1 pseudogene is annotated in these 625 nt (G+C 69.9%); it reads left to right on the top strand.

Features of this window, described 5'->3' with window-relative positions:
- Nucleotides 1-625, top strand: a pseudogene (locus AWB78_RS42980) (pseudouridine synthase); the annotation flags it as partial.

The raw sequence follows: 625 nt of genomic DNA, 5'->3' as shown, positions 1-625 counted from the left end.
CGTGGACCGCGCAAGTCGTTCGAAGGCCGTCCGGCTCCGCGCGGCGATCGCGCATCGGGCGGCGATGAGCGTCGCTCGTTCAAACCGCGTGGCGATGATTCGCGTCCCGCGTTCGGCGAGCGTGGACCGCGCAAGTCGTTCGAAGGCCGTCCGGCTCCGCGCGGTGAACGCGCATCGGGTGGCGATGAGCGTCGTGCTTTCAAACCGCGTGGCGATGATTCGCGTCCCGCGTTCGGCGAGCGTGGACCGCGCAAGTCGTTCGAAGGCCGTCCGGCTCCGCGCGGTGAACGCGCATCGGGCGGCGATGAGCGTCGCTCGTTCAAACCGCGTGGCGATGATTCGCGTCCCGCGTTCGGCGAGCGCGGTCCGCGCAAGTCGTTCGAAGGCCGTCCGGCTCCGCGCGGCGATCGCGCATCGGGCGGCGATGAGCGTCGCTCGTTCAAACCGCGTGGCGATGATTCGCGTCCCGCGTTCGGCGAGCGCGGTCCGCGCAAGTCGTTCGAAGACCGTCCGTCTCCGCGCGGTGAACGCGCATCGGGCGGCGATGAGCGTCGCTCGTTCAAACCGCGTGGCGATGATTCGCGTCCCGCGTTCGGCGAGCGCGGTCCGCGCAAGTCGTTCGAAG

Source organism: Caballeronia calidae, from assembly GCF_900044055.2.
GTDB lineage: Bacteria > Pseudomonadota > Gammaproteobacteria > Burkholderiales > Burkholderiaceae > Caballeronia > Caballeronia calidae.
The sequence above is the reverse complement of the archived record's forward strand: the minus strand, read 5'-3'. Positions and strand labels throughout refer to the sequence as shown.